Source organism: Bradyrhizobium sp. CCBAU 25360, from assembly GCF_028128695.1.
Taxonomy (GTDB): Bacteria; Pseudomonadota; Alphaproteobacteria; order Rhizobiales; family Xanthobacteraceae; genus Bradyrhizobium; species Bradyrhizobium ottawaense.
Map to the genome: position 1 here is coordinate 48,120 of NZ_LBJA01000037.1, position 17,146 is coordinate 65,265.

General features: G+C 64.0%; 19 protein-coding genes. 8 read left to right on the forward strand and 11 right to left on the reverse strand.

Translation table 11 applies throughout. From position 1 onward, the window contains the following. Positions 1-274 precede the first annotated feature (274 nt). Together XH81_RS14420 and XH81_RS14425 are read right to left on the reverse strand one after the other, a co-directional pair. Complete coding sequence (locus XH81_RS14420) at positions 275-505, reverse strand: hypothetical protein (RefSeq protein WP_038949924.1); 231 nt, start codon at positions 503-505, stop codon at positions 275-277. 365 nt (positions 506-870) lie between these two features. Further along, on the reverse strand, positions 871-2,229 hold the full coding sequence (locus XH81_RS14425; protein ID WP_028141162.1) for a hypothetical protein: 1,359 nt from the start codon (positions 2,227-2,229) through the stop codon (positions 871-873). Positions 2,230-2,520: 291 nt separating this feature from the next. Here XH81_RS14425 and cysE point away from each other — a divergent pair, with 291 nt between their 5' ends. After that, positions 2,521-3,345, forward strand: coding sequence for a serine O-acetyltransferase (gene cysE / locus XH81_RS14430; protein WP_028141161.1), 825 nt, complete (start codon positions 2,521-2,523; stop codon positions 3,343-3,345). A gap of 131 nt (positions 3,346-3,476) precedes the next feature. Further along, on the forward strand, positions 3,477-3,695 hold the full coding sequence (locus tag XH81_RS14435; RefSeq protein ID WP_007602550.1) for a DUF3126 family protein: 219 nt from the start codon (positions 3,477-3,479) through the stop codon (positions 3,693-3,695). Between the two features lie 136 nt (positions 3,696-3,831). Here the strand turns inward: XH81_RS14435 and XH81_RS14440 are convergent, their stop codons facing one another. Genes XH81_RS14440 through XH81_RS14450 form a run of 3 tightly spaced genes read right to left on the reverse strand, consistent with a single transcriptional unit; the run spans position 3,832 to position 7,579 of the window. After that, entirely contained in the window at positions 3,832-5,148 is a 1,317-nt protein-coding gene (locus XH81_RS14440) for an FAD-dependent oxidoreductase (protein WP_028141160.1), read from the reverse strand. Further along, on the reverse strand, positions 5,145-5,450 hold the full coding sequence (locus tag XH81_RS14445; RefSeq protein WP_028141159.1) for a ferredoxin family protein: 306 nt from the start codon (positions 5,448-5,450) through the stop codon (positions 5,145-5,147). The genes XH81_RS14440 and XH81_RS14445 overlap by 4 nt, the downstream gene beginning before the upstream one ends. 2 nt (positions 5,451-5,452) lie before the next feature. Then, on the reverse strand, positions 5,453-7,579 hold the full coding sequence (locus tag XH81_RS14450) for a molybdopterin-containing oxidoreductase family protein (protein WP_028141158.1): 2,127 nt from the start codon (positions 7,577-7,579) through the stop codon (positions 5,453-5,455). 197 nt (positions 7,580-7,776) lie between these two features. Here XH81_RS14450 and XH81_RS14455 point away from each other — a divergent pair, with 197 nt between their 5' ends. Further along, on the forward strand, positions 7,777-8,676 hold the full coding sequence (locus XH81_RS14455; protein ID WP_244429180.1) for an AraC family transcriptional regulator: 900 nt from the start codon (positions 7,777-7,779) through the stop codon (positions 8,674-8,676). 201 nt (positions 8,677-8,877) lie between these two features. On the opposite strand, the gene XH81_RS14460 is transcribed toward XH81_RS14455, so the two are convergent. Beyond that, entirely contained in the window at positions 8,878-9,585 is a 708-nt protein-coding gene (locus tag XH81_RS14460) for a hypothetical protein (RefSeq protein ID WP_028141156.1), read from the reverse strand. Positions 9,586-9,808: 223 nt separating this feature from the next. Here XH81_RS14460 and XH81_RS14465 point away from each other — a divergent pair, with 223 nt between their 5' ends. The 3 genes from XH81_RS14465 to XH81_RS14475 all read left to right on the forward strand — a co-directional run bounded on the left by XH81_RS14465 (position 9,809) and on the right by XH81_RS14475 (position 12,581). Then, positions 9,809-10,138 (forward strand): DUF6949 family protein, encoded by a 330-nt coding sequence (locus XH81_RS14465; RefSeq protein WP_028141155.1) that lies wholly within the window; start codon positions 9,809-9,811, stop codon positions 10,136-10,138. Between the two features lie 89 nt (positions 10,139-10,227). Beyond that, complete coding sequence (locus tag XH81_RS14470) at positions 10,228-10,758, forward strand: gamma carbonic anhydrase family protein (RefSeq protein ID WP_028141154.1); 531 nt, start codon at positions 10,228-10,230, stop codon at positions 10,756-10,758. A gap of 128 nt (positions 10,759-10,886) precedes the next feature. Beyond that, positions 10,887-12,581 (forward strand): PAS-domain containing protein, encoded by a 1,695-nt coding sequence (locus XH81_RS14475; RefSeq protein WP_028141153.1) that lies wholly within the window; start codon positions 10,887-10,889, stop codon positions 12,579-12,581. A 28-nt stretch (positions 12,582-12,609) separates the two neighbouring features. Here XH81_RS14475 and XH81_RS14480 read toward each other — a convergent pair whose 3' ends face one another. Next, complete coding sequence (locus XH81_RS14480; RefSeq protein ID WP_162832279.1) at positions 12,610-12,774, reverse strand: hypothetical protein; 165 nt, start codon at positions 12,772-12,774, stop codon at positions 12,610-12,612. Positions 12,775-12,868: 94 nt separating this feature from the next. On the opposite strand from XH81_RS14480, the gene XH81_RS14485 reads away from it, so the two are divergent. Both XH81_RS14485 and XH81_RS14490 read left to right on the forward strand, forming a co-directional pair. Continuing rightward, a complete protein-coding gene (locus XH81_RS14485) occupies positions 12,869-13,207 on the forward strand; it encodes a hypothetical protein (RefSeq protein ID WP_038974974.1) in 339 nt (112 codons plus the stop codon). A gap of 103 nt (positions 13,208-13,310) precedes the next feature. After that, positions 13,311-13,685, forward strand: a complete 375-nt coding sequence (locus tag XH81_RS14490) for a hypothetical protein (protein WP_028141151.1) — start codon at positions 13,311-13,313, stop codon at positions 13,683-13,685. 175 nt (positions 13,686-13,860) lie between these two features. On the opposite strand, the gene XH81_RS14495 is transcribed toward XH81_RS14490, so the two are convergent. The 4 genes from XH81_RS14495 to XH81_RS14510 all read right to left on the reverse strand — a co-directional run bounded on the left by XH81_RS14495 (position 13,861) and on the right by XH81_RS14510 (position 17,143). Then, on the reverse strand, positions 13,861-14,355 hold the full coding sequence (locus tag XH81_RS14495) for a hypothetical protein (protein WP_028141150.1): 495 nt from the start codon (positions 14,353-14,355) through the stop codon (positions 13,861-13,863). Between the two features lie 177 nt (positions 14,356-14,532). After that, positions 14,533-15,264 carry an aspartate/glutamate racemase family protein gene (locus XH81_RS14500; RefSeq protein WP_028141149.1) on the reverse strand — a complete coding sequence of 244 codons (732 nt, stop codon included), beginning with the start codon at positions 15,262-15,264 and terminating at the stop codon, positions 14,533-14,535. A 37-nt stretch (positions 15,265-15,301) separates the two neighbouring features. Continuing rightward, positions 15,302-16,180 carry an ABC transporter permease gene (locus XH81_RS14505; RefSeq protein WP_028141148.1) on the reverse strand — a complete coding sequence of 293 codons (879 nt, stop codon included), beginning with the start codon at positions 16,178-16,180 and terminating at the stop codon, positions 15,302-15,304. Positions 16,181-16,183: 3 nt separating this feature from the next. Continuing rightward, a complete protein-coding gene (locus XH81_RS14510) occupies positions 16,184-17,143 on the reverse strand; it encodes an ABC transporter permease (protein ID WP_028141147.1) in 960 nt (319 codons plus the stop codon). Positions 17,144-17,146: the final 3 nt, after the last annotated feature.

Genomic DNA, 17,146 nt, shown 5'->3' on the forward strand with positions numbered 1-17,146 from the left:
CGGGATGCGAGCTGGTGCCTCTCCCGGGAACACGGTCCTTCCGCTCGATCGGGAAACACGTGGTAACCCATTTGTGGTTCCGGCAGCCGCGATCCTCGCTTTCCCGAGGCCCTTTTCGCCTGTGCGTTCAGGATTGGGCTCGGAGGAGCACCGCTATGAGCGCGGCAGCCAAGATCACTAGCCATATCAACGAGACGATCGTGGAGGCGAAGTGCCAATCTACGTCGCGGCGCCTGGGGTGCATTGTGTCTCCTTCCGGAGGCCGCGCGTCGGCTCAGCGGCCTCTATCGTCCTTCCCGTTGGGGCTGCCATCGCGGCCGCCATTGCCCCAGCCATTGTTGCCATGGTGCTGATGGTCGTGGTGAACCGCCCTCGCGCCAGACTGTGCAATCGCGTTGGACGTGAGGGACGTTGATAGCAAAAGGGTGATGGTCGGCGGCGTCACGGCGGCGAACTTTCCGCAGGTCTTCAAGAATTCCCGTCGGTCGTCGTCTTGGTCTGGCATTGCAGTGTCTCCAGAGGGGTAAAAGCGATTAAATCATATTAAATAAATTAAATAAATTAAATTTTGTTCCTGGGAACGGGCGGGAATTCCGGCGCCGGGCGCTGACCTTTCGGCATCCTGGAGTCCGCTAAGGGTTATCGGACCTCAGCTCGAGGCGGGTTGGAACGTCGGCAAAGGGGCCCACGAGCGGACGTGCAAGCGGGTCGCTCGAGAGTGATTGGAGTCCGCCCAGGGGCTGCTATCGGACTCTGGTTCTTTGCCGACGCGGATAGGCTGTTGAACGCCAAGTCAGTTCCGGGTGTTGCTTTCGATGAAAGCGTTCGCTGCTCGGACGAAACCAAGCGCGATGACTCTTCATTCCAATCTCATGGCGCTTTGACGTCGTCGCCAAACCGCCGCGCCAGCGCCGCCAGCACCACGAAGGTGGCGACCCATACCATCCGCGCGCCATAGCGGTCGTGCGGGCCTGAGATGACGGCACAGATGAAGGCGTTGCCGAGCAGGGCCAGCGTCACGGTCGCCGCCAGCAGCGTCAGGTCGTCGAGCCGGCGGTTTGCCAGCGCGTTGCCGAGCAGCGCGACCAGGGCCAGCATCGAGGCCAGCGCCACCGGCACGTGCAGCCAGTTGATCGCGGTGAAGTCGAGCTGCCAATTCTGCTGTCGCGCGGAGCGCATCGGCGCGGCCTGCGCGGGGATGTAGCGCTCGATGATGCCACGGGTGTGCGGGATCCAGCCATTGGTGCCTTCGCCGGTCGCGACATGCAGCAATTGCTGGCCCATCGCCCGCAACGCCGCGCCGGCCTGCCAGGCCGGATAATCCCTGAGCGACTGCACGACGATGTAACCCATCTCCTCGTTCATGCCTTCGAAGCGGCCAAGCGTGTTGAACATGCTCTTGCCCCACAGGAACTCATCTGCCGTCGCCGGCAGCTCATTGCGATAGGGACAGAGCTTGTAGCGTTCGCGCGGGCAATGGTCGTCGAGGTAACGCGCGACGATGCCGTCCTGCATCATGCGGCCGAAGGCGACGCCGTAACCGCCGGGCGTCCAGGCCAGCTTGCCGGACAGCGCATAATTCGCCGAGACCAGCATCAGGCCGCCCGCAACGATGCTGAGGCTGGCCTGCGCCAATCCCGCCAGCGGTAGGCGCTCCTTGAGAAACGGCCGGGCGATCCAGCCCGCGACGCAAAGACCGAGCAGCACGCCGAGCGTGGCGCTGTGGGTGGCGGCGGCAAAGGCGGTGAAGACGAACAGCGAGATCTTCTCGAGCGCCGAGGTGCGGCTTGCGCCGACGACCAGGAGAAACAGCGACAGCACCGAGAGGCCGGCAAAGATGTCGGTGAGCAGCATGCTCGCAAGCCAGGGCAGCGCGGTCGACAGGATCAGGCCAAGGCTGATCGCGACGAAGCGAAAGGTCTGCATCATCGAGAGCACGCGCAGGGTGAGCTGCAACAGCCATAGCGTTGCCAGCGACTGGACCGCGAGGTTGATCCAGAAGCCAAAACTTTCGCCATAGTGCAGATAGAGGCCGAACACCGTGGAGCGGCTCGGGACGAGATAGCCCTCGTACCAGCGCGCCAGATAGCCGCCGGTATCCCATTGCAACAGCGGGTAGCCGTTCCAGAACGCCGGCGCGATCATCAGGAGGGGCAGGGCCACCGCCGCCAGACGCAGCCAAAGCGTATCCGCGGCGCGCCCGCGCAATTGATCGGTGGTGATGCTCAAATCTGCTCCCCGTCCTCGCCCCGAACCATGCTCGCAATAACGGTCGGGAGAGAATTCACCAATAGTTTGACGCCGCCCGACTTGAATTTGGCAAAACTCTGACCACTTTGAGCCAACCTTGCCGCTTGGGGGCTTCGAAAAAAATCTTTTGTTTCAACGTCTTGGCATGCTTTCGCGGGGCAAGGCGCTGTTCACTCCCAGGCAAGCCGGTCAGGACTTCGTCGCCTAAACTATGCTATAGAGCGGGCAAAACGAGCCCACTCGAAAGAGCAAATCCCAAAGAGCAAATCCATGGCAGTGCATCAGGTCAATCCGGGAGGAAAGCTCGCATCGCTCGATCCGATCTGGGATCGGATCCGGGGCGAAGCGGAGGACATCGTCCGTCGCGAGCCGGAGCTTGCGACTTTCATCTATTCGTCCGTGCTGCATCACAGCCGGCTGGAAGATTCGGTGATCCACCGCGTCGCCGAGCGGCTCGATCACTCCGCATTGTCGGGCGACTTGGTGCGCCAGGCCTATATGGACGCGCTGCGCGACGATCCCGATCTTGGCAACGCCTTCCGCGCCGATCTCGTGGCCGTCTACGACCGTGATCCCGCGACCTCGCGCTTCATCGATCCCTTGCTCTACTTCAAGGGCTTTCACGCGATCCAGACCCATCGCCTTGCGCACTGGCTCTATCTGAGAGGCCGCAAGGATTTCTCGTATTATCTCCAGAGCCGCGCCTCCGCGGTGTTCCAGACCGACATCAATCCCGCCGCGCGCATCGGCCGCGGCATCTTCCTCGACCACGCCACCGGCTTCGTCTGCGGTGAGACGGCGGTGATCGAGGACGACGTCTCGATCCTGCATGGCGTCACGCTCGGCGGCACCGGCAAGGAGAATGAGGATCGTCATCCGAAGATCCGGCACGGCGTCCTGATCGGCGCCGGCGCAAAGATCCTCGGCAACATCGAGATCGGCCATTGCGCGCGCATCGCGGCCGGCTCGGTCGTGGTCAAGCCCGTGCCGCACAACGTCACCGTCGCGGGCGTGCCTGCCAAGGTCGTCGGCGAGGCCGGCTGCGCCGAACCGTCGCGCACGATGGATCAGATGATCAACGCGATGGGGCTTTAAGACCTGGCTTTGAAGGCGAAAAGGGCCGGATTTCCGGCCCTTTCGGTCCCCAAATTCTTTGGCAATTCATGCTGGCGGTTCGTCGCGTCTCGTCCTAAAACCCGCCGACCATTTTCGATCGGAGACTTGCCGTGGACGTCAAAGAAGTCAGAAAGTTAGATGCGTATTTGAAGCGCGTATTCGGCAATCCCAAGATCCGCGTCGTGCCGCGGCCGAAGAAGGACGATTCCGCCGAAGTCTATATCGGCGAGGAGTTCATCGGCGTGCTCTTCGTCGACGACGAGGACGACGATCGCTCGTTCCAGTTCCAGATGGCGATCCTCGAGGACGATCTCGTCGATCAGGAGTAGATGCGAGCGTGGTCCGGAAAAGTGCGCAGCGGTTTTCCGAAAAGATCATGCTTGAACAACAACCTAAAGCGCGATGACGATTCATCCTGATCGCATCGCGCTTTAGCGCGGTCCGGTGGCGCGATCGGTTCCGGGGTTACGCGCCCACCGCTGCGAGCATGTCGGGGATTGTGACGAATTTTTCCCGCGGCTTGCCGAGCAGGGCTCCCCTGGATTTCTCGGCAGTATCGATCACCATCCAGTCCGGATAGCTCACGACGCGGGTGACGCGGCCGACGACGCGTGCCAGCAGCGCATCCGGCGTGTCCGGGCGCGCTCGCCGATGCGCAAGATCTGCCAGCACGGCCTCTGCCGTGGCGATGCCGCAGCCGCGATTGGTGCCGATCGTGCCGTTCGGACCGCGCTTGCTCCATCCGCAGGCATAGAGGCCCTCGATCACGCAATGCCCGTTCGTGACACGTCCATTGGCATTGGCATGAACGCCGCGATGTGTGTCGTAGGGTACGCCGGTGACGGGCGCCGTCCTGCGGCCGACGCTGCCGAACACGAGGCCGCCGGCGATGTCCTCGACGGCGCCGGACCGGTGCGTCACCGAGAGGGTCTCCACCCGGTCTCGTCCGTGGATCGCGAAGGGCGAGAAGCCAAACCGAAAGACACAGTGGCGCGGCCTGGTCGCGGTCTGCTGCGAAAATCCGCGCAGCAGCGACAGCTTCTCGACCAGCTCCGGATCTGCGGGATGCTGCGGTTCGAAGTCCTTCGGCGTGACATCGCGGTCGTCGACGAGCGTGTCGCATGACCTCAATTCGAGGAAATCGCGCAATTCCTTGGCGCTGAATTTGGCCTGCACCGGTGCGCCGCGGCCGACGATGGAGATCTGGCGAATCCGGCTCGCCGCCAGCACCTCGAGCGCGTGGCGCGCGATGTCGGTCTGTCGCAGCTCGTCGGCGGTCTTGGCGAGAATGCGTGCGACGTCGAGTGCGACATTGCCGTGACCGATGATGATTGCCGCCTGATGGTCGAGATTGAAGCTGAGATCGGCGAAATCGGGGTGTCCGTTGTACCACGCGACGAAATCGCCGGCGCTGTGGCTCCCCGGCAGAGCCTCGCCCGGAATGCCCAGCGGCCGGCTCAGTTCGGCGCCCGTTGCCAACACGACGGCGTTATAGGCCTCACGCAGCTCGTCGACCGTGACATCGTCTCCGACCGTGACACCGCCGAAGAAGCGAAAGCCGGGCATGGCGGCGATGCGGTCGAACGCTGCCGTCACCTGCTTGAGCTTCGGGTGGTCGGGCGCCACGCCGAACCGCACCAGCCCGTACGGCACCGGGAGCCGTTCGAACATGTCGACCGTCACAGATGCACCCGAACGCAAGAGGGCCTCGGCCGTGTAGAAGCCGCTCGGTCCGCTGCCGACGATGGCGACGCGGACTTCGCTTGCAGCGAGGCCTGTCATCGGCCCAGCGCCTGCCGGCGTTCGTCCGCTCCGGGCAGCGCCGGCAGGCGGCCACTGATGACGGGAGTTTCGGCAGCGCGCTTGCGGTTGACGTCGATCCAGAATTTTTTGTCGGCTGCGAGGCGATAGTCGGGCTCGATCGCACCGACCGGGCAGGCCGGCGCGCAGCCGCCGCAGTCGATGCAGTTTTCCGGATCGATATAGGTCATGGACTCATCGAGGTGAAAACACTCGACGGGACACACCGTGACGCATTCGGTGTATCGGCACCCCCGGCAATTGTCGGTGACCACATAAGTCATCGTCAGGCCCCGCTGACTTGGACGAGGATGTCGGAGAAGGTCGGGGCTCGGCCGAGGTCGGCGAACGCCGGCGGCGTCAGCACGTGGACCGTCGCGCCCTTGCGATTGGACCGCTGCCAGTAACCGGACGGCGCCACCACGACTCCAGGCATGATATCGGACGAAACGGTCGCAAAGGCTTCGAATGAGCCCCGATCGTTGAACACGCGAATGGGCGCGCCGGCGACGATCCCGCGCTGTGCGGCATCATCGGGATTGAGAAGCACCGCCTGTTCTTCGCCGGCCTGGGCGGTTTGCGCGGGAAGATTGCCGTAATTCGAGTTCAGGAAGGCGTGGCTCTTCGGCGAGATCAGGCTGAGCGGGTAGCGCGTGGCGAGCACCGGCGCCGTGCGCGGGTTCTCGTTCGGCGGGATGTAGTGGGGCAGGGGATCGACGGGCGTGGCATCCTGGTCGCCATTGTAGCCCTGGCGGAACAGCGGCACCACGAAGTTGCCGCCGCCCGCGATCGTCGATTTGAATTCGCACTTGCCGGAGGCGGTCGGGAAATTGCCCTCGCGATGCGGCGCCCAGTCGGCGGGCGCCGGCATGTTGAGGCGCGCATAGCCCTTGGTCTTGACGCCGTCGAGCGTGATGCCTTCGAGAACCGGATTGCTCCAGTCGAGCGAAGCTTCGATGATTTCGTCGTCGGTCCGGAAGAAAGTGGGGTCGGTGATGCCCATTGCGCGCGCCAGGCGGCGGAACAGCTCGGTGTTGGAGACGGCTTCGCCAAGCGGCGCGATCGCCTGGTTGTTGTAGGAGAGGTAAAGGTGCCCCCAGGAGAACATGATGTCCTTCTGCTCGAGCTGCGTGGTTGCGGGCAAAACGATGTCGGCATATCTGGCGGTGTCGCTCAGGAAGTGCTCGCTGACGACGGTGAAGAGATCCTCGCGTCCGAGCCCATTTTCGAGCTTGGCCTGTTCGCTCACCATCGCCATCGGGTTGGCGTTGTAGACGAACAGCGCCTTGATCGGCGGATCGAAGCCGAGTTCGCCGGTCAACGCCGGGCCGAGGCGCCAGGAGTTCAGCACGCGCATCTTCTCGGGCTGGAGGTCGGGCCGCATCAAGACGTCCCATCTGACCGGGAAGGCCCAGATCGGCAGCTGGAGCAGGCCGCCACCGACATGCTTCCAGGCGCCGATCAGCCCCGGAAGGCAGGCGATCGCACGCACGGTCTGGCCGCCGCCGGCATGCCGCTCGACCGCGACGCCGATGCGTATGACGGCCGGCGGTGTGGTCGCAAATTCTCTGGCCAGCTTGAGGATGTCGTCGACGGGAATGCCAGTTTCCTGCGACGCAAATTCCGGGGTGTAGCTCGCCGCGCGGTCCACCAGCTCGTCGTAGCCGATGGTGTATTTGTCGACGTAATCGCGATCGACCAGCTTCTCCTTGATGATGACGTGGATCATCGCCAGCGCGAGCGCGGCGTCAGTGCCGGGCCGGATCGGAATGTGCCAGTCGGCGAGGCGCGCGGTGCGGGTGCGGACGGGATCGATCACGATGAGCTTGGCGCCGGCCTTTTTTGCCTGCTCGATGAACGGCCAGTGATGCGAGTTCGTGCTCAGCGTGTTGCAGGCCCACAGGATGATGTATTTCGAGTGCACGAAGCTTTCGGGGTCGACGCCGGGCGTGTGCCCGATCGTCATCATGTACGCCGTGCAAGAGGCAGAGTCGCAGAAGGTGCGCTCCAGAACCGTCGCCCCTAACTTGTTGAAGAGGGGATCTCCGACATTCAACCCGTTGATGATGCCCTGCGTGCCCAGATAGCTGTAGGGCAGGATCGCCTGCGCGCCGTGCTCGGCGATCACTGATTTCCAGCGCGATGCGATGGTGTCGATGGCTTCGTCCCAGGAGATCCGCTGGAATTGCCGGGAGCCCTTCGGGCCGACCCGCTTCAGCGGAAAGAGGACGCGCTTGTCGCTGTAGACGCGCTCCTCGTAATTGTTGACCTTGACGCAGAGGCGTCCGCGCGTGAACGGGTGATCAGGATTGCCGCGGACGGCAATCGCCTTGCCGTCCTCGACCGTGGTCAGGATGGAGCAGGTGTCGGGGCAGTCGTGGGGGCATGCGCCTATGACCGTGGACCTCGCCATGGATCTCTCCGCTTCCTGATTCAAGACGGTCCGAAGGATGCGGCGGCCGGGCGCGCCCTGGCTTTTCAAAACGTGCGGTGTTGTTGTCCCGGACTGCTCTCGGCCGGTGGACGCCCTGCCGGTTCTCTGGCATGCTAATTGCCTGAACCGGCAATACCTCTCTACCCATACATCGCGTGATCTGGCGGAGATTTCCGATGGGTATGCTTGGCAACTCTGTCGATAAATATGTGACCGGCAGAATGCTCCAGACGTCCAACGACCGGCGGTGGGGGCATCTCCTGGCCGAACGATGGAGTCATGAGCCGGGCGACCTCCCTCCGCAATTGCCGCGCGACACCGAGATCGCGATATTGCTCCGCGGCAGCTCGGTCGTCGACCGCGAAGGCGCCGGCATGCGGCAGCGCACCTTCGGCAGGAGAGGCACCGTCTGGCTCTGCCCGGCCGGCATCCGCGAAGACTTCATCCGCGTCGAGGACCAGATGCAGGAATGCCTGCATCTCTTTCTTCCGGGCAAGCCGTTCGACGACACCATGCTCAGGGATCTCGACATCGATCCCTCGGGCATGTCGATCCGCTACGAGAGCATCGACCGGGACATGTTCATCGAGCACGTCGCGGACCGCATTCTCGCGGAGCTCGCGCAGGAGACCTCCACAGGCCGCCTTTTGATCGAAAGCCTGGGGCGGGCCTTGTCCGCCCATCTGGTGCACAGCTACGCCGCCAGTTCAGTCCGGCTGAAGCAATCCTATGCCGTGCAGAAACCGCTCGATGCGAGGCGCCTGTCGCGCGTCACGGAATTCATCGAAGCATCCGTCGAGCGCGAGTTCACCGTGAAGGACCTTGCATCTGTGGCCTGCATGAGCCCGGCGCATTTCTCCCGCAGCTTCAAGGCGGCGACCGGAACTGCACCGCACGAATATGTCAGCCGTCAGCGCCTCGATCTCGCCAAGCGGCTCCTGTCGACCAGCGATCGCCCGCTGGTCGATATCGCGTTTGCCGCGGGATTTTCCTCGCAGGCCAATTTCAACCGCGCCTTCCGCAAGGCGGTCGGCACGACGCCGAGCCATTATCGGGCGCGGAAGGGGCAGGATTGAGCCTGCCCGCATCAAGTCTGGATGATGTGGCCTTGAGATCCCCACGGGTTTTGCCCGATGGGTCAAGCTCTAATTCGGAAATAATGAATATTTAAAAATACGAAGTGCGGCCGTGACTTGGCTACTGTGCATGGGGTTGTTTTCGAGATTTTGTTCGGCGAGGGGTTGAGCCCGGCCTGCAAGCCGATCTCGCGGCCGCGCTTACCCCTTCGGTCCGCGCAACTGCGCCGTCAGCCTGTCCATCGCCTCCGCCGCATCGCGCCACTGTGACAGCCAGCTGCGCGGAAAGCGGAAGGTGAGGTCGGCGCCGCCGACGCGGCGCTCGGACAGGCACATGCCGGGCGTTGACGCATCGCGGGTGCAGCGCGCGGTCAGCGCGGGGCTTGCAGCCGAATAAAAATCTTCGCTGCCGTAGGGCGTGTCAGCCCGGAACATCCGCATCGTCAGGCCGTCCGCGGGCATCGCTGCTGCCTGGTCGAGATAGCGCGGATAGATCGTCGCAGTTCGCTGCTCGGGCGAGAGCGCATCGTGGTGGGCTGTGATCGACAGGAAGATGCGGTCGATCGATTGCACCGCCGCTTCCACCGTGTCGGCGGTGACGTGCTTTGGCGTGCCGGGCGGCTCCAGAGAGGGATAGAGGAAGTCGAGGTCGATACGCTCCTGCGGTCCGGAGTGCCGCTGGATCTTCATGCGGATCGCGGTCACCGGCAGGTTGAACAGCGTGCCGCCGACGCTCACCGGCAGCTTGTCCGGGGCGTTCGCGCCGCGGGTGCCCCAGGTCGGCCACAACAGATAGGCGACGAGCGCGACCGCGCACACCGCAGCAATGCCGCCGAGCACGATCGGGACGGCATGCGCCCAGGTGCGCGTGCGGGGGGACCTATGGGGAACTGCCGAAAACACCGTCATGAGCTTGCGCGAGGTCGAGCCGGAAGTCGGCCGGTGGCCGACGAATCAGCGGCGAATATGCCATGCGGCGCCGATTTCGCGCAGCGATCCCGGCTGCGGGGGGCGGGGACGGCCCTGCGTGGACGGGACGGCGGCGTTAACCTTCCCTTAAGGATAATGTAGCGTTAACCCGCACCATTTGTCACAGGAATGCTCCGGCGTTGCGTAAGGGCGGACCGTTCCGATGACACCTGAAGCTTTCAACACCTTCTTCTCGATCTGCATTGGCTTCGCGCTCGCGGGCGCGCTCGTGAACGGATACCAGGCGCTGGCGCGGCGGCCCGCCGGCTTCGGCCTGTTGCAGGACGGCGTGGCGCCGAAGACCTTCGCTGCGGTGCCGTTCCTGGTGTTCGCCGCGCCCTTCATCATCATGCGCAACACGCTGCGCGGCATGCGCGTGGAAAGCCGCCGTGCCGAGTTCGTGATGATGGCGACCCTCATCGCCGGCTTCTGGAGCATGATGAGCGGCACCTTCTTCCTGATGACGTTGCGCGCGGCCGGCGTTCTGGGCTGACGCCCGCGCATTGAGCGCTGCCGACGCGGGGCCTTTGCGTCGCGGCTGCCGTTTGGCTATGCCAGTGGTCAACGCGACAGGAGACCTCCATGGCGATCTACGAACTCGACGGGCAGGCGCCCGACCTTCCCGCCGACGGCAATTATTTCATCGCCGAGACCGCCACCGTGATCGGCCGCGTGCGCCTGAAGCCGGGTGCGAGCGTCTGGTTCGGCGCGGTGCTGCGCGGCGACAATGAATGGATCGAGATCGGCGAGGGCGCCAATGTGCAGGACGGCTCGACCTGCCACACCGATCTCGGCTTTCCGCTTCACATCGGCCGGAACTGCACGGTTGGCCACAATGTCATCCTTCATGGCTGCACCATCGAGGAGGGCGCGCTGATCGGCATGGGCTCGATCGTAATGAACGGGGCGAAGATCGGCCGCAACAGCATCGTCGGAGCCGGTTCCGTCATCACCGAGGGCAAGGAGTTTGCCGAACGTTCCCTGATCATCGGCTCACCGGCGCGCGTGATCCGCACGCTCGACGACGCCCAGGTGCAGCGAATGGGAGGCGCGGCCAGGTTCTACGTCGCCAATGGTCCGCGCTTCAAAAAGGGCTTGAAGCGGATCGGTTGAGAAAGTCTGCGCGGCCGGTCCGCCCAGTGGCACGGTTCCGTACCGTACAAATACAGGCCGGTACTTTAATCCTCCGCTAGCGCGATCACGCTTATTGTTGAGCGTTTTCAACCAGGAGGAGCGGCGCCATGGATGCGACGGCGCTGGGATCCGGCTTCGGTGCCGGAACCAATCTATTGAAGAAGTTCGTAAGACTCGCGCGCGGCGCCGACACGCTGACGGTCGCCGAGAAGGTCTACAGCATTGCCGCCTTCCTTGCGATTGTCACCACCTTCCTCCTGGTGATGTCGGTCCAGTCCGTACGCTTGCAGACGACGTATCGCCACATGCATGTCACCGCCGCCGAGGCGGCGATCGGCGTCGGGCGCATCAATGCGCTGATCTATGCCATCGTGATGGAATCACGCGGCATCTACATGTCGGCCGATCGTCGTGCGATGAAGCCGTTCGCGGACGGGCTGGTGCGGCGCAACCACGAGCTCGCCGAGGCCGTGAAGAGCATGGAGAAGAACGTCGGCAACGACGACGCCGAGCTGTTCGCGAGCTTCCGCCAGCGCATCATGCAATTCATCGACTTCCGTCAGGAACTGGTGCGGCGCGGGATCGAGATCAGCCCGGCCGCGGGGCGCGAATGGGGCGACAACGACGCCAACCGCATCGTGCGCAGCAAGCTCAACAGCGATATCGAGGCGCTCGAGCGCATCTACCAGCAGCGCGCCCGCGAGGCGGACGAGCTTGCCAATGAGAACCGCTATGCGGCTGCCTATCTGTTCGCACTCGGACTCGCCGCCTTGATGCTGGCGGCGCTCAACGTCGTCGTCATGCGCAGTTCGGTCGTCGGCGCCCTGGCCGATATCACGCAGGCGACCGACCGGATCGCGCAGGGCGACGTCAAGAGCGAGGTGCCGCATCTCGGCCGTCACGACGAGATCGGACGTCTTGCGCGCGCCGTGCAGAACTTCCGCGACGCCGTCGCGCGCATCTTCGAGCTCGAGGAGCTCGAGCTCGGCACCGCCCAGGCGCGCGACGCCGCGAGGACCGAGCGCGACCAATTCAACGACAAGTACCAGGCCAAGAAGTGGCAGCTCTCGGCCGCTATCAACAGCATGCCGCAGGGACTGATCATGCTCGACGGCAAGGCGGTCGTGGTCGCGATGAACTCGAACTACCGGCAGATCTACAATCTGCCCGAGACGATCCAGGCTGGATCGACCCTCGAGGATATCCTCCAGCACCGGGTCAAGAGCGGGCTGTTCAGCGGCGACGTCGCGAAATATGTCGCGGCCGTTCTCGACCGGATCGCCAGGCGCGAGCCGGCGGCCTACGAGATCGCCTTGAACGACGGCCGCATCATCAAGATCTACGAGCGTCCGATGGACGGCGGCGGCTGGGTTTCCGTGCAGGAGGACGTCACCGAACAGCGTCAGCGCGAGCGCATTCTCGAGCGGATGGAGCGCTTCCTCGCCACCATCATCGAGAACGTGGCCGAGGGCATCATCGCCAAGGATGCGCGCAATCTGCGCTACGTCTTCGTCAACAAGGCGGCCGAGAAGATGATCGGCATGTCGCGCGGCGAGATCATCGGCAAGACCGCGCGGGAATTGTTCTCCCCGGAGGCGGCCGAGCTGATCGAGCGGCGCGACAAGCAGCTGCTCGCGCAGAAGCAGCAGCTCGCGCCGATCATCGACACCATCGACAATCCCGCGCGCGGGCGTCGCGTGATCTCCGCACGGCGGGTTCAGATCGGCGGCGCCAGCGAAGAGTCCCACATGTTCGTGACCATGGTCGAGGACCGGACCGAGAATATGGTGGCGGCCGCATAGCGATCGGCGCTCGATCCGGAGCGGGACGTCAGCTTCCCTCGGATTCGCGCGCTTCGGTCGCGCCTGCGACCTTCTCGTGGCCGGCGGCCCACAGCGCATGCTCGTCGCTGCCGCCGAGGTAGGGATTGGCCTCGGCCGGAATGTTGTCGCGCGCGGCGCGTTCGCCTTCTGCAAAAGGATCGCGATCGGTCATCGTGATTGAGCCTCCTCGCTTTCAAGCTGATGTGACGGCATTTGTTCCGGAACCTGCCTTCGCCGCAGCGGTTGACCGGCAAAGGAGAATTCTCATGGCTGCATCGCCTGCAACCGTCTCGATCAAGACCATGATGGTGATCTTCGCCCTCGCAGCGATGCCGGCCGTCGCGTTCGCGCAGGCGAGCGGCGGTTCGGCCGGATCGACCAGAGGCGCCGCGGGATCGACTGGAGGCTCCGTTGGATCGAGCGGTGGCGTCGCCAACTCGCCGGCTCCACCGCCCGGCACCAACAGCCTGGGTACGGCTCAGTCATCCGGCCCGGGCTCCGGCGGTACGACTGGCAGCGGCACAGGCGGCGGCGCCGATGCCGCCGTCAATGCCGAGAATCGGATGCTCGACAAGAAGCTCAAGAGCATCTGCCGCGGCTGCTGATCCTCGCGCGGAAGTGAGACAGCGTGGCTGTCCCGAATGCCCAAGTGACGTTAGCTTGATCCCGCTTTGAAGCGTGGAGCGTGTCCACGCGGAGGATCGAGTGATGTTACGCAGGATGATGATGGCGGCGCTGGCCGTCGCGGCAGTCGGGCTGTCGGCGCCGCAGGTGGTCCACGCAGGCGGATTCGGACATGGCGGGGGACATGGCGGCTGGGGGCACGGCGGGGGCGGCTGGGGCCATGGCGGCCATTGGCATGGCGGCGGGTTCTGGCCAGGTGTCGCGATCGGAGCGGGCATCGCCGGTGCCGGCTACTACGGCGGTTATTACGGCTACGGCTCCCCCTACTACGGCAATCCGTACTATTATAGTACCGGCTACGGCGACTACAACGACGGCTATGGAGGCTGCTACGTCGCGCGCAAGCGCGTCATGACGCCGGCGGGCTGGCGCATCCGCCGCGTGGACGTCTGCGAATAGCGTCCCACAAAAAAACAAGGCCGTTGACGCAGTATACCGTCAACGACCTTGCCAGCCCCGGACATTGAAATCGGCTCACGCCATCCGGTAAGCGCGACCATCGCGCGGAATCATACGGCCGAATGTGATCCAGTTCACAAGTGGCAAAAATAAAGTTCCACGGCGAGGTGGGGAGTTAGCCGCGCGAGCGCTTGCGCGCACTGGCGTGGACACGGTGCCGCGCCGGTTTCCTGCGGGTAACCGAGGGCGCTTCAACCTCGCTCGCCCGTGCGCTGGCGAACGATTGCCGCAAGCCGTCGATGGACTCGTTCAGCGAGGCGACCTGTTCGGACAGGCGCTTGGTGTCGGCCTGCTGCGCCGCCATCAGCCGCTTCATCGTCTGGAGCTGGTCCTGCACGACCTGGAGCTGGTCGATCGATTCCTGCTGGGTCGCCTCCAGCCCCTTGGTCTTCTCGACCAGCTGCTCGGAGGCCTGGGCCGTACGGGCCTGGAGCTGCCGCGATGCCACCACCCGGTCAGCTTCAGGTGCGGCGCCGGTATAGGCCCGCCAGATCGCGATCGAGGTCACCCCCGCGATCAGGAGCAGCAGCGCAGCGGCGGTCAGCGCGATGGGCTGGGCGCCAAGGCGAAGCAGGGGGTTCGACGGTGTGTCCTGGGCGAGATCGATCATCGCTGACAAAACCCAAATTGAAACTTGGTGAGTGGCGAAGACCGGCAACCAGAGGTCGCCGGGGCGTCCCGAAAGTGTTACGTTTCCGCAAGGAATGGGACCAAAAAGAGGCTAAGGGCCAAAAAACCAGGAATCAGCGGGTCTTGCGGCTTCCAAGGCTCCGCCCTGGCGCGGGAATCAAGGTTGAAACGGCGCAAACGGCCCGGAATAGGTCTTCGCGCGCGGTGCCGCGTAGGGCCCGAGGCGGGAAGTCTTCAGGCCCAGCCGCACCAGTGATTCCGCCAGCGTCACCGCAGCAGCGACGCCGTCGATCACGGGCAGGCCGTGGGTGGTGGCAAGCTCAGCGGCGAGATCGGCCATGCCGGCGCAGCCGAGCACGATGGCTTCCGCCCGGTCGTCGCGGATCGCGGCCGTGATCTCCGTGGAGATCTTTGCGAGCGCGTCCGTGTTGCGCTCCTCGAGCGCGAGCACCGGGACCTCGGCGGCGCGGACGCGGGTGCAGCGTTCGGCGAGGCCGTACTTCTTGAGATTATGCTCGATCGGGACGATGGAGACACCGAGCGTGGTCACCACGGCAAAGCGCGCGGCGACCAGGCTCGCCATGTGGAAGCCGGCCTCTCCAATGCCGATCACTGGCGCCTTCGCGATGGCGCGGGCGGCATCCAAGCCGGTGTCGTCGAAGCAGGCGATGATGTGGGCCTCCGCGCCATCGCGGTCGGCCTCGCGGATGCAGCCGAGCATGCCGGGCACGGCGAAGGCTTCGTCGTAAAATCCCTCGATCGAGACCGGGCCCATTGTCGGCTGCCGCGCATCGATCACCGTGCCGGGCAGGGCGACGCTGCGCGCTGCAGCGGCGATCTTCGCCGTCATCGTAGCAGTGGTGTTGGGATTGACGAGGTGCAGTCGCATTTCGATCAGACGAGTCCCTTCGCAGACAAGTCCCTTCTCAGACAAGGCCTTTGCCGGCGTCCGAACCCTTGGCCGCCTGCCGCTTGTTGAGCATGTGGATGGTGCCGAGCGCAAGCGTGATCACCGTGAACGAGACAGCCGAGATCACTGTGCCGAGCGCATAGATGTCGGGATTCGTCACCGTGGTGGTCAGGCCCTGCAGATCGAGCGGCAGCGTATTCACCGCCCCGATCGCCTGGCTGGAGCGGGCGAGTTCGTCCCAGGATAGCGTGAAGCCGAACAGGCCGATGCCAATCACGGAAGGCAGGATGATCGGCAGCACGACATGGCGGAACGTCTGCCACGGCGTCGCCCCGAGATCGCGCGCGGCTTCCTCGAGGCGGGGATCGAAGCGGTTGAAGATCGCGAACATGATCAGAAGGCCGAACGGCAACGTCCAGGTCAGGTGTGCGCCGAGACCCGATGTGAGCAGGCCCATCGAGGTCTCGAAATTCTCGTTCCAATGCGCCTTGATCAGATCGTCGATGATGCGAAATTCAAGGGAGATGCCGAGCGAGGTGATGATCGAAGGCACGATCAGGCTGGCGATCGCCGAATAGAACAGAATGCTTTGCGCCCTGAACTTCCTGCGGAAGGCCATGCCGGCGGCGACCGACAGCACGACGGTGACGATCATCACGATGATGCCGAGCAGCAGCGAGCGGCGGAAGGCCGCGCCGAGATCGACGATGCCGGTGCCCTGGAACAATTTTGCGATCCAGAAGGTCGACACACCATTCATCGGGAAGGTGAGGCCGCCCTGCGGCCCTTGGAACGACAGCACGTAGATCGCGATCATCGGCCCATAGAGAAACAGCACATAGGCCGCGAAGAAGATCGCGAGCACGTAGAAAGAGCGCGGGCGTCCTTCCTTCATGCTCTAGAGTTCCTTCTTGATGTCCACGATGCGCGACATCATGGTGATGATCAGGAAGGTGATCGCGAGCAGGATCACGGCGTTGGCCGCTGCGGCCGGGAATTGCAGCGCGTTGACCCGCGTCTCGATGATCTTGCCGGCAGCTGCGATCTGCTGGCCGCCCATCACGCCGATGGTGATGAAGTCGCCCATCACGATGGTGATGACGAAGATCGAGCCGATGACGATGCCCGGCTTTGCCAGCGGGATGATGACGTTGACCAGCGTCTGGAATCCGGTCGCGCCGGCGTCATAGGCGGCCTCGATCAGCGACTTGTCGATGCGGATCATCGAATTGAAGATCGGCACCACCATGAAGAAGGTGAAGAGGTGCACCAGCGCCAGCACCACCGAGAATTCGGAGAACAGCAGCCATTCCAGCGGGTGGTTGATCAGGCCGGTCTTGACGAGGCCCGAATTGACGAGGCCGTTGCGCCCGAGCAGCGGGATCCAGGCGATCATGCGGATCACGTTGGAGGTCCAGAACGGGATCGTGCAGAGCAGCGACAATCCCATCTGCCAGGTCTTGGACTTGACGTGGAAGGCGAGGAAATAGGCGACCCAGAAGCCGATGAACAGCGTGATCGCCCAGACCAGGAAGCAGAGCTTCAGCGTCTTCACATAAGTCTTGCCGATCGTGCAGAGATCGGGCAGCTGCGCGATGCAGCCTTCGAACGTGTCGGTGTAACCGCGGCCGGAGAACGCCGGCAGCAACTGGTATTCGTTGTAGTCCCAGAACGAGACGATGACGACGAAGACCAGCGGAATGAGAAAGAAGGCGAGAAACACCAGCATCATCGGCCCGGCCTGGAGCCAGGAGATGAAGGACGGCGACAACCGCGCGGCCTTTGCGGCGCGCGCGGTGTCGGGTCCCCGGACGAGGTCCGGGGATGCCTGTTGCAGGATGTCCTCTGACGTGTCCATCAA

Bases quoted from the DNA above. Each gene is read 5' to 3' on its own strand.
- XH81_RS14420 (WP_038949924.1), bottom strand. From the start codon at position 505: ATGCCAGACCAAGACGACGACCGACGGGAATTCTTGAAGACCTGCGGA.
- cysE (WP_028141161.1), top strand. From the start codon at position 2,521: ATGGCAGTGCATCAGGTCAATCCGGGAGGAAAGCTCGCATCGCTCGAT.
- XH81_RS14440 (WP_028141160.1), bottom strand. From the start codon at position 5,148: ATGACAGGCCTCGCTGCAAGCGAAGTCCGCGTCGCCATCGTCGGCAGC.
- XH81_RS14445 (WP_028141159.1), bottom strand. From the start codon at position 5,450: ATGACTTATGTGGTCACCGACAATTGCCGGGGGTGCCGATACACCGAA.
- XH81_RS14450 (WP_028141158.1), bottom strand. From the start codon at position 7,579: ATGGCGAGGTCCACGGTCATAGGCGCATGCCCCCACGACTGCCCCGAC.
- XH81_RS14455 (WP_244429180.1), top strand. From the start codon at position 7,777: ATGGGTATGCTTGGCAACTCTGTCGATAAATATGTGACCGGCAGAATG.
- XH81_RS14460 (WP_028141156.1), bottom strand. From the start codon at position 9,585: ATGACGGTGTTTTCGGCAGTTCCCCATAGGTCCCCCCGCACGCGCACC.
- XH81_RS14465 (WP_028141155.1), top strand. From the start codon at position 9,809: ATGACACCTGAAGCTTTCAACACCTTCTTCTCGATCTGCATTGGCTTC.
- XH81_RS14470 (WP_028141154.1), top strand. From the start codon at position 10,228: ATGGCGATCTACGAACTCGACGGGCAGGCGCCCGACCTTCCCGCCGAC.
- XH81_RS14475 (WP_028141153.1), top strand. From the start codon at position 10,887: ATGGATGCGACGGCGCTGGGATCCGGCTTCGGTGCCGGAACCAATCTA.
- XH81_RS14480 (WP_162832279.1), bottom strand. From the start codon at position 12,774: ATGACCGATCGCGATCCTTTTGCAGAAGGCGAACGCGCCGCGCGCGAC.
- XH81_RS14485 (WP_038974974.1), top strand. From the start codon at position 12,869: ATGGCTGCATCGCCTGCAACCGTCTCGATCAAGACCATGATGGTGATC.
- XH81_RS14490 (WP_028141151.1), top strand. From the start codon at position 13,311: ATGTTACGCAGGATGATGATGGCGGCGCTGGCCGTCGCGGCAGTCGGG.
- XH81_RS14495 (WP_028141150.1), bottom strand. From the start codon at position 14,355: ATGATCGATCTCGCCCAGGACACACCGTCGAACCCCCTGCTTCGCCTT.
- XH81_RS14500 (WP_028141149.1), bottom strand. From the start codon at position 15,264: ATGCGACTGCACCTCGTCAATCCCAACACCACTGCTACGATGACGGCG.
- XH81_RS14505 (WP_028141148.1), bottom strand. From the start codon at position 16,180: ATGAAGGAAGGACGCCCGCGCTCTTTCTACGTGCTCGCGATCTTCTTC.
- XH81_RS14510 (WP_028141147.1), bottom strand. From the start codon at position 17,143: ATGGACACGTCAGAGGACATCCTGCAACAGGCATCCCCGGACCTCGTC.